The sequence below is a fragment of the Eggerthella sp. genome (assembly GCF_048329335.1).
GTDB classification, from domain to species: domain Bacteria; phylum Actinomycetota; class Coriobacteriia; order Coriobacteriales; family Eggerthellaceae; genus Eggerthella; species Eggerthella lenta.
Genome location: NZ_DBFEGU010000449.1, coordinates 1 through 9,445, shown reverse-complemented (window position 1 = coordinate 9,445; position 9,445 = coordinate 1). Strand labels below are relative to the sequence as shown.

The following is a 9,445-nucleotide window of genomic DNA, read 5'->3' as shown; positions in this document are numbered from 1 at the left end:
GCGGGCGCCGCTGCCGTGGCGCTTTGGGCTCGGGAGGCCGCCGGCGGCGACACGGGCGCGGGCGAGGTTTCCGCATACCGCGCCGCGCTCGAGCGGACGGCCGAGGAGATCGCCTGCGCGCGCCCGACCGCGGTGAACCTGCGCTGGGCGGTCGAGCGCGTGCTGGGCCGCGCGCGTGTTGCGCTCGACGGGGGCGCGGCTCCTGCGGCCGTGGCCGACGCCCTGTTCGCGGAGGCGAAGCGCATGGAGGCCGAGGACGAAGCCGCGAACCGCGCCATCGGCGCGCACGGAGCCGCGCTGCTGCGGCAGGGCAGCCGCGTGCTCACGCACTGCAACGCCGGAAGCCTGGCGACGGCGTTCTACGGCACGGCGCTCGGCGTGGTATACGCCGCGGCCGAGCAGGGCAAGATCGAGCGCGTGTACGCCGACGAGACGCGCCCGGTGGGGCAGGGCGCGCGCCTCACGTCGTGGGAGCTGGCGCGCGCGGGCGTTCCCTGCACGCTCGTCTGCGACAACATGGCCGCAAGCCTCATGGCTAAAGGAGAGGTGGACGCCGTGATCGTGGGAGCCGACCGCATCGCCGCCAACGGAGACGCGGCGAACAAGATCGGCACGTACGGCGTGGCCGTGCTCGCCCGCCATCACGGCATCCCGTTCTACGTGGCCGCGCCCATCTCCACCATCGACCCTGCGATCGCGGACGGCTCGGGCATCCCCATCGAAGAGCGCGATGCCTCCGAGGTCCTGCCCGTCGCGATCGAGGGCGTCGACGTGTGGAACCCGGCCTTCGACGTGACGCCGGCCGGCCTCATCACGCGCATCGTCACGGAGCGCGGCGCGTTCGAGCCGGATAAGTTGGTATACTGATCCTGCAGGTCGCCGACGGACGGGCGACGGAAAAGGAGGGCCTTATGCGCATCATCCATCGCGAGGACCAAGAGCAGCGCGAGCACGTGGAGCTTTCCTGCGACGCGGCGTTCGCCGACGAGAGCGACGGCCGCGACCGATCCGCCGAGCCCGACATCCTGCGCACCGACTACCAGCGCGACCGCGATAAGATCCTCCACACGAAGTCCTTCCGCCGCCTGTCGCACAAGACACAGGTGTTCCTGGCCGCCGAGGGCGACCACTTCCGCACCCGTCTCACGCACACGCTGGAGGTGGCGCAGATCGCCCGCACCATCGCCCGCGCGCTGGGGCTGAACGAGGATCTCGCCGAGGCCATCTCGCTCGGCCACGACCTGGGGCACACGCCCTTCGGGCATACGGGGGAGGAGGCGCTCGCGCGCTGCCTGGCGCGCCACAAGGGGATCGACCCGGCATCGCCCGAGGCGGAGGCGCTCTACCGCCACAACGAGCAGAGCCTGCGCGTGGTCGAGCGCATCGAGAACGGCGGCAAGGGACTGAATCTCACGTCCGAGGTGCGCGACGGCATCCTCAACCACACCGGCGACCTGCGCGCCGAGACGCTGGAGGGGCGCATCGTGGGCACGGCCGACCGCATCGCGTACGTCAACCACGACATCGACGACGCCATCCGCGCGGGCATCCTGCGCGAGGTCGACCTGCCGGCGTCGACGCACGCCATGCTGGGCCCCGACCATTCGTCGCGCATCGAGACGCTCGTGCTCGACATGGTGGAGACGTCGGCCGCCGTCGACGACATCCGCATGAGCGACGCGGTGTGGAACGCCATGATGGAGCTGCGGTCGTTCCTGTTCGAGCGCGTGTACAGCGCCCCTGCCGTCACCGACGAGGTGGCGAAGGCGACGCACCTCGTGGACGACCTGTTCGACTACTACGTGGCGCACACGGGCGAAGTTCCGCAGGAGTACCGCGCCATCTCCGAGGGCGACGACCTGCGCGCCGTCACCGACTTCATCGCCGGCATGACCGACCGCTACGCCAAGAACCTCTACCAAAGGCTGTTCATCCCCAACGCGCTGCATTACTAGGTTCCCTCGGCCTAAGGACATTTCTTCGTTGCGCGGGTGCACAAGAATTGTATAATCGTCTAACTATGCTTTCCGGGGATCACATCAGGCAATCGTTTTCGGCGGCGCTGCCCATCATGCTGGGCTACGTCGCCATCGGCATACCCTGCGGCATCCTGAGCGCTTCCATCGGCATGAACGAGCTGCAGGTGTTCCTGCTGTCGGCCGTGTTCTACTCGGGCGCGGGCCAGTTCATGATCCCGAACATGTGGCTGGCCGGCTCGCCGCTCGCGTCCATCATCGCCAGCGTGTCGCTGGTGAACACACGCCAGATGCTGTACTCGGCCTCGTTCGCGCCGCGCTGCGAGCGTGTGAAGAAACGCCTCGCGTTTCTGTTCGCGGCTACGGTGACCGACGAAAGCTACGGTGTGAACACGGCGAAGTTCGAGGAGGGCGGCTGGTCGGTTGGCCGCGCCACGCTCGTGAACCTTTTCTCGCAAAGCTCGTGGGCGCTGTCGAACGTGGCCGGCGTGCTCGTGGGCAACGCCGTGGGCATCCCGCTGGCCATAGCCTCCTTCGCCATGACGTCCATCTTCATCTGCCTGCTCGTCACGCAGAAGGTGACGCCGGCCAACGTGGTGGCTGCGGCGTTCGCCATCCTGGGCGTGTACACATGCAAGACCATCGGGCTTTCGGGCCCCGCCATACTCGTGGGCGCGCTCGTGGGCGTGATGGCGGCGCTGCTGTTCACGTGGGCGAAGGAGCGCGGCTGATGGAACCGATGGGCTGGGGCGATTACTTCATCGTGCTGGGGTGCTGCGCAATCACCATGCTGGTCTGCCGCGTGGTGCCGCTGTTCGTTCTCAAGGGCAAGGAACTGCCGGAAGGGGTCGGGCAGGCGCTCGGCTTCATTCCGCCGGCCGCGTTCGCCGCGCTCGTCGCGAACGACCTTTTGACGCCCGGCATGTTCGACGCAGGCCTGTGGCCGGCAGCCGCGCCCCTGGTCGCCGCGCTTGCGGTGGCGCTCGTCGCCTGGAAGACGAAATCGCTTCTGTGGTGCGCCGTCTCGGGTGTGGCCGCGTACGCGCTGCTCATGCTCCTGTAGAGGCCGTGCGCATCGGAAGACCGGGCCGGAAGCGCGGCGGAATTCGGCATTATGCGTGGAGAGCCCAAGTTTTTGCGCATGTGCCCAGGTTTTTCCTTGCAGTACCGTTCCGTTGACGGTATACTATCCAATCGTGTCTTTACTAGACGACATGCAATTAGGTTTCATTGAATATATAAGAAGGAACGGGTCATGGATATCATTCGCGCCATCGAACAGCAGCAGATCAAGCAGGACGTCCCCGAGTTCAACGTCGGCGACAACGTGAAGGTTCACTACCGCATCACCGAGGGCAACCGCGAGCGTATCCAGGTGTTCCAGGGCGATGTCATCCGTCGCCAGGGCGCTTCGAATCGCGAGACGTTCACCGTTCGCAAGATCAGCTTCTCCATCGGCGTGGAGCGCACCTTCCCCGTGCACTCCCCGAAGATCGAGCGCATCGAGGTCGTGCGTCAGGGCGATGTGCGCCGCGCCAAGCTGTACTACCTGCGCAAGAAGGTGGGCAAGGCCGCGAAGATCAAGGAGAAGGCGTACCGCTAGGCCTTCTATACGCTTCAGATTTGCAGGAACCCCCGCCGTCCTTCCGGACGGCGGGGGTTCTTTTTTGCAGGGACGGGCGAGGCCGCGCAGCGCCTTTCTGGTATCATGGTCGGTCGAAGAAGAGCATGTCGAGGGGGATTCATGGGACCGACCGTCGCCGATATCAAGCAACGCCTGCACGAAGCCGACGAGCGCGAGTTCGCGGTGCTCGAGCGCTCGCTCGTGGCCGACGCGCGCAAGGGCGTGCGCGACGCCGTGGAGCGGGCTCGGGCGCGTCTGGCGGCCGAGGCGGCGGAACGGCAGCGTCTGGCGTCGCTGTACGCGTTCGAGCGCGCGCTGGCCGCAGAGCGCGGCGACGGCGTGATCGTAGGGCTCGACGAGGTGGGGCGCGGGCCGCTCGCCGGGCCTTTGGCCGTGGGCGCGGTGGTGCTGCCCTCCGAGCCGTTCATTGAGGGCCTCAACGACTCCAAGCAGGTGAAGCCCGAGGCGCGCGAGCGCATCGCCGTGCAGGTGAAGGCCGTGGCCGTGGCTTGGACGGTCGAGTACGTGGAGGCGTCCGACATCGACGCTTGCGGTATGACGGCCTCGCTCGCGCTGGCGTTCCGACGCGCGATCAGACGCATCGAGGAAGCGGGCGTGCGCCCCGACGTGGTGTTGCTCGACGGCAACCCGATGCGCCTCGACGAGCGCGAGGTGAACGTGGTGAAGGGCGACGGGAAGTGCGCCTCGATCGCCGCCGCCTCCATCGTGGCGAAGGTAGAGCGCGATGCGCTCATGTGCCGCTACGCCGAGGAGTACCCCGAATACGGCTTCGACGCCTGCAAGGGCTACGCGAGCGCGGCCCATATCGAGGCCATCAAGCGCTACGGTCTCACGCCCATCCATCGCGCGACGTTCTGCACGGCCTTCACGCAACCTGCCCTGTTCTAGCGCCTCCGCGTCCTTCCACACGTTTCCACCGCTGCGTTTTCCACGCTTGCGAGCCGTTCGGCGCGCCTTCGGGTGCAAGCTGGACGGCTTTTCCATCTGCGGCTTCTATTCGGTGCGGAATCTGCGTCGAAAGCGCATGGACGATACGTTCGATCCGCGTTGGAAACGGAGGCAAGGCGCGTGTCATCCGCATGGAAACGGCGTGTCTTTCCGGGAAGGTTTCGCGGTGCGTTTCGCTGGATACGTGCCATCGCCGCGTAAGACGGCATCCTTATCATGGAACCACGGACGAAAGGGGCGTGGTGTCATGTATCAGGATACGGCGGCAACGATCGAATGGCAGGACGGCGAGCAGGCGACGTGCGGAAAGAAGGCCGGCGCGGGCGAGCGGCGAGGAGTAGGCTCGGGGGCCAAGCGGCGTGCGAAACGGGGCGAACGGGCGCAGGATCGCGAGAAGACGGCGGGGGAGCGCAACGCGGAGCTGGGGCGTAGAGGCGAGGACGCCGCCGCTCGCTTTCTCGACCGGCGCGGCTACGAGATCGTCGAGCGCAACTGGACGTGCGCGGCGGGTGAGGCCGACATCATCGCGCGCGACGGCGACAGCGTCGTGTTCGTGGAGGTGAAGACCAGGTCGAGCTGCGACTGCGGCATGCCGGCGGAAGCGGTGGACGAGGCCAAGCGCGACCGCTACGAGCGCATCGCGGCGCTGTTCCTGCAAGGCTTCGACGTGGTGGACGTGCCGGTGCGCTTCGACATCGTGTCCATCGTGGCGATCTCGCCCGACCGCGCGATGATCCGCCACCACATCAACGCGTTCTCGGGCCGATGAGCGTGCGGGGGCAGTGCGTCGTGCGGTCCGCGACGCTGCGCGGCGTGGAAGCCGTTCCGGTCGACGTCGAGGTGGTCATGGCGAACGGGATTCCCGGCTTCTCCATCGTCGGCTTGGCCGACGCCTCCGTGCAGGAATCGCGCGAGCGGGTGAAGGCGGCGCTGCGCTCGTGCGGCTTCTCGCTGCCGGCCAGCAAGGTGGTGGTGAACCTGGCACCGGGCGTCTTGCGCAAGACGGGGTCGGGGTTCGACCTGCCCATCGCGGCGGGCATCCTGTGCGCTTCGGGGCAGTTAGACCCGCGTGCGGTGCGCGGCCAGCTGTTCGTGGGCGAGCTGTCGCTCGAGGGGGCGGTGCGCCCGGTGGCCGGGCTGCTGGCTTACGCGCTGTGCGCGCAACGGTTGGGCGTCGACCTCGTATGCGCGCCGGTCGACCAGGGTTTCGTCGCGCTCGACGGGTTGGTGCGCCGTGCGGCGAAGTCGCTGGCGGGGTTCAGGACGGGCCCGTTCCCGGCCGTGGCCGACGCGGCGAAGCCGAGCAGTGCGCCCGCGCTTGACTTCCGGGACATCGCCGGCCACGACATGGCGAAGCGCGCCTTGCAGATCGCGGCGGCGGGCGGCCACGGCGTGCTGATGACGGGACCGCCCGGTTCGGGCAAGACCATGCTCGCGTCGAGGCTGCCGTCCATCCTGCCGCCGCTGTCGGAGGCCGAGGCCATCGAGACGGCGGTGGTGCACTCGGTCGCCGGCGAGGAGGTGGAACCGATCCTGGGCGGGGTGCGGCCGTTTCGCAGCCCGCACCACTCGGCCACGTTGGCGGGGCTGGTCGGCGGCGGCTCGCCCTTGCGTCCCGGCGAGATATCGCTCGCGAACAACGGCGTGCTGTTCCTCGACGAGCTCGCCGAGTTCAGCCCGTCTGTTCTTCAGGGCATCCGCCAGCCGCTGGAGTCGGGGCGGGTCACCCTCACGCGCGCCGACGGCAACGTCGACTTCCCGGCGCGGTTCATGCTGGTGGCGGCCACCAACCCGTGCCCCTGTGGCTACTACGGCGACGAGGAGGAGCCGTGCACGTGCACGCACCGGCAGATGCAGCTCTACCGCAACCGCATCGGCGGACCCATCATGGACCGCATCGACGTGCATATCGCGGTGCGCAGGATCCCGCCCGGCGAGGTGCTGGCCACCGGGCACGGCACGAGCTCCGAGGAGCTGCGCCGCGATGTGCTGCGCGCGCGGGAGTTCGCGTCGTGGCGGCGCGCGCGAAACGGGGAGGACGACAAGGCGCTCACGTCGGAGGCGCTTGTTCGGGCCTGCGCGCTGACGACGCAGGACGAGGGCTTCCTCGAGGGCGCGGCGAAGGCGGGGCGCCTGAGCGGCCGCGCCATCATGCGCACGCTCGCGCTCGCGCGCACGATAGCCGACATGGAGGAGAGCGCCCGCGTGGAGCGCAGCCATCTGTGCGAGGCCATCGGCTTCCGCCTGCGCGAGGGGGAATCGTGAGCGCGCTCGCTGGCGAGCGCACGGTGCTCGCGCGCGGCGGAGAAGGCTTCCCTTCTGCGCTGGAAAGCGTGGCGCAGCCGCCGGATCGGCTGTACGTGGTAGGCGATCCTTTCGCGCTCCAGGAGGGCATCGCCATCGTGGGCGCGCGCAGGGCCACGCCGTACGGGCGCGGGTGCGCCAAGCGCTTCGCGGCCTTGGCCGCCCGGCGCGGCATCGTAGTGGTGTCGGGCGGGGCGCGCGGCTGCGACGCGGCGGCGCATGCGGCCGCGCTGGAGGAGGGCGGACGCACGGTGGCGTTTCTGGGCGGCGGGTGCGACCGGCTGTACCCCGCCGAGCACGAGGGGCTGTTCCAGCGCATCGTCGACGAGGGCGGGGCGGTGGTCTCCGAGCACGCGTGGGACGAGGACCCCAAGCCGTACCGTTTCCGCCTGCGCAACCGCCTCATCGCCGGGCTTGCCCGCGCCACGCTCATCGTGGAGGCGGGATTGCCGTCGGGAACCTTCTCCACGGCTGACGAGGCGCTGGCGGCGAACCGCGACGTGCTCGTGGTGCCCGGCGCCATAACGGCCGTGTCCTCGCGCGGCGCGAACCGCCTCATCTACCAGGGCGCGACGCCCGTCATCGACGACGAGACGTTCGAGGATGCGCTGTTCTCGCTGTTCGGATGCCTGAAGCAGGAGACCGTCCCTTCCGTCGAGCGCACCGGTGCGCCGCGTGCGGACGAGCCGTCGAACCCGGTGGCGGACGCGCTGCGCGCCGAGCCGCTGAGCATGGAGCAGCTCTACGCGATCGCCGCCTCATCGTGCGGCGGGGAGGATGCGCGATCCTGGCTCATGGAGCGCCTCGTCGAAGCCGAGCTCGCCGGCACCGTCGCCCGCCACCCCGACGGCCGCTGGGGTCCGGCGGTGAGATGAGAGAGGAGGAGCGCGATGACGACGTTATCCATGTTCTACGGCATCGTGATCATTATGTATAATGAGGCGGACGGCAGGCACCATACGCCTCATATCCATGCTCGGTTCGCGGAATTCGAATGCTCTATCGATTTCGAAGGCAGGGTTTTCGACGGCCGTTTCCCTCCTCGAAAGCTCGCGTTGCTCCGAGCATGGATCGTGCTTCATCAAGAGGAGCTGGAGGCCGATTGGAAGCTCATGAGCGAGGGGCTTGCCGCATTTCGGATCGATCCTTTGCGATAGGCGGTGGTAGCATGTGGTATCCGGTGCTCGATGAAGAGCGCGGGATGGTGATGAACAAAAGCCAACCCGATCTGGTTGAGGTCGTTGCCGAAGGAGGCTGCCTTCTGCTGCTGGAGTTTGAAACGGGCGAGCTTCGCCGGCTCGACGTCTCGTCGTTCCTCAAACGCGGAGGCGCGTATGAACGGCTGCGGGACGACGAGTATTTGAAGCTCGTTCGGATCATCGACGGCGGGATGGCGCTTGGATGGCCGGACGGCCAGGAAGTGTATCCGGAGGCCCTGTTCGCGATGAGCGAGCGCGTTCGGTAAGAAACGCGCGTAGTTTCGAGGGTTTCCGGATGCGCTGGAGCCTGTGTTTTGCTATCCTAGTCGGCATGTCTCAATCAGTAACCATAGTAGGGGCCGGGCTCGCTGGGAGCGAGGCGGCCTTGCAGCTCGCCGATCGTGGCGTGCGGGTCCGTTTGGTCGAAATGCGCCCGAAGACGCCCACGCTCGTTCATGTCACGGGATGCTGCGCCGAACTCGTGTGCTCGAACTCCCTGAAAAGCGAGAAGCCCGACAGCGCGGCCGGCATGCTGAAGCGCGAGTTGGCCGAGCTGGGATCGCAGCTGTACGCCCAGGCCAAGCTGCATGCCGTGCCCGCAGGCGGTGCGCTGGCCGTCGACCGGACGGCGTTCGCCGAGGCGGTGACCGCGCTCGTGGAGGCGCATCCGCTCATCGATCTCGTGCACGAGGAGGTCGTCGACCTCGTTCAAGCCGCCGAGGGCGCCGATGCGCTCGTGGTGGCCGCAGGGCCGCTCGCGTCCGACGCGCTGGCCGCGTCGCTTTCCCGGCTCGCCGGCGAAGAGCACCTGGCCTTCTACGACGCCGCCGCCCCTATCGTCATGGCCGATTCGCTCGACTACGCGAAGCTGTTCCGCCAGAGCCGCTACGAGGACGCCGCCGCCGATGCGGGCGACTACCTGAACGCGCCGTTCTCGCGCGAGGAGTACGACGCCTTTGTCGACGAGCTCGTGGGCGCCGAGCGCGTGATCCGCCGCGACTTCGAGACGCGCGACTTGTTCCAGGCGTGCCAGCCGATCGAGGAGATCGCCCGCAAGGGACACGACGCGCCTCGCTTCGGCACGCTCAAGCCGGTGGGGCTCACCGACCCGCGCACGGGGCATCGCCCATGGGCCGCGCTGCAGCTGCGTGCCGAGGACGCGCACGGTTCCAGCTACAACCTCGTGGGGTTCCAGACGAACCTCACCTTCCCTGAGCAGCGCCGCGTGTTCCGCCTCATCCCCGGGCTCGAGAACGCCGAGTTCGCGCGCTACGGCGTGATGCACCGCAACACGTTCGTGGACGCGCCGCGCCTGCTGGACGAAAGCCTGCGCTTGCGCTCGCCTGAGGCGGAGCGCCTCGGGGTTCCGGTGC

At 68.2% G+C, this 9,445-nt stretch carries 12 protein-coding genes; all 12 read left to right on the top strand.

Annotated elements, in window-relative coordinates; genetic code table 11:
• On the top strand, window positions 1-867 hold an 867-nt coding region (gene mtnA, locus ACMO6A_RS13800), incomplete at its 5' end, for an S-methyl-5-thioribose-1-phosphate isomerase (protein WP_418471433.1).
• Window positions 868-911: 44 nt separating this feature from the next.
• Entirely contained in the window at window positions 912-1,955 is a 1,044-nt protein-coding gene (locus ACMO6A_RS13795; RefSeq protein ID WP_009609140.1) for a deoxyguanosinetriphosphate triphosphohydrolase, read from the top strand.
• Between the two features lie 65 nt (window positions 1,956-2,020).
• Window positions 2,021-2,707: an AzlC family ABC transporter permease gene (locus ACMO6A_RS13790; protein WP_009304466.1), complete on the top strand. Its 687-nt coding sequence runs from the start codon at window positions 2,021-2,023 to the stop codon at window positions 2,705-2,707.
• Window positions 2,707-3,039 carry an AzlD domain-containing protein gene (locus tag ACMO6A_RS13785; protein WP_009304465.1) on the top strand — a complete coding sequence of 111 codons (333 nt, stop codon included), beginning with the start codon at window positions 2,707-2,709 and terminating at the stop codon, window positions 3,037-3,039. Before ACMO6A_RS13790 ends, ACMO6A_RS13785 begins: the two co-directional genes overlap by 1 nt.
• Before the next feature lie 192 nt (window positions 3,040-3,231).
• Window positions 3,232-3,579, top strand: a complete 348-nt coding sequence (gene rplS, locus ACMO6A_RS13780; RefSeq protein ID WP_009304464.1) for a 50S ribosomal protein L19 — start codon at window positions 3,232-3,234, stop codon at window positions 3,577-3,579.
• A 141-nt stretch (window positions 3,580-3,720) separates the two neighbouring features.
• Window positions 3,721-4,509 (top strand): ribonuclease HII, encoded by a 789-nt coding sequence (locus ACMO6A_RS13775; RefSeq protein WP_015760545.1) that lies wholly within the window; start codon window positions 3,721-3,723, stop codon window positions 4,507-4,509.
• Between the two features lie 307 nt (window positions 4,510-4,816).
• Complete coding sequence (locus tag ACMO6A_RS13770) at window positions 4,817-5,338, top strand: YraN family protein (protein ID WP_015760546.1); 522 nt, start codon at window positions 4,817-4,819, stop codon at window positions 5,336-5,338.
• Window positions 5,335-6,834, top strand: coding sequence for a YifB family Mg chelatase-like AAA ATPase (locus ACMO6A_RS13765; protein WP_015760547.1), 1,500 nt, complete (start codon window positions 5,335-5,337; stop codon window positions 6,832-6,834). Before ACMO6A_RS13770 ends, ACMO6A_RS13765 begins: the two co-directional genes overlap by 4 nt.
• Window positions 6,831-7,748 (top strand): DNA-processing protein DprA, encoded by a 918-nt coding sequence (gene dprA, locus ACMO6A_RS13760; RefSeq protein WP_009609121.1) that lies wholly within the window; start codon window positions 6,831-6,833, stop codon window positions 7,746-7,748. Before ACMO6A_RS13765 ends, dprA begins: the two co-directional genes overlap by 4 nt.
• Window positions 7,749-7,763: 15 nt before the next feature.
• Window positions 7,764-8,030 (top strand): DUF4160 domain-containing protein, encoded by a 267-nt coding sequence (locus ACMO6A_RS13755; protein WP_009304457.1) that lies wholly within the window; start codon window positions 7,764-7,766, stop codon window positions 8,028-8,030.
• Window positions 8,031-8,041: 11 nt separating this feature from the next.
• Window positions 8,042-8,338, top strand: coding sequence for a DUF2442 domain-containing protein (locus ACMO6A_RS13750; protein ID WP_009609143.1), 297 nt, complete (start codon window positions 8,042-8,044; stop codon window positions 8,336-8,338).
• 29 nt (window positions 8,339-8,367) lie between these two features.
• A partial coding sequence (gene trmFO, locus ACMO6A_RS13745) for a methylenetetrahydrofolate--tRNA-(uracil(54)-C(5))-methyltransferase (FADH(2)-oxidizing) TrmFO (RefSeq protein WP_418471432.1) occupies window positions 8,368-9,445 on the top strand: 1,078 nt, incomplete at its 3' end.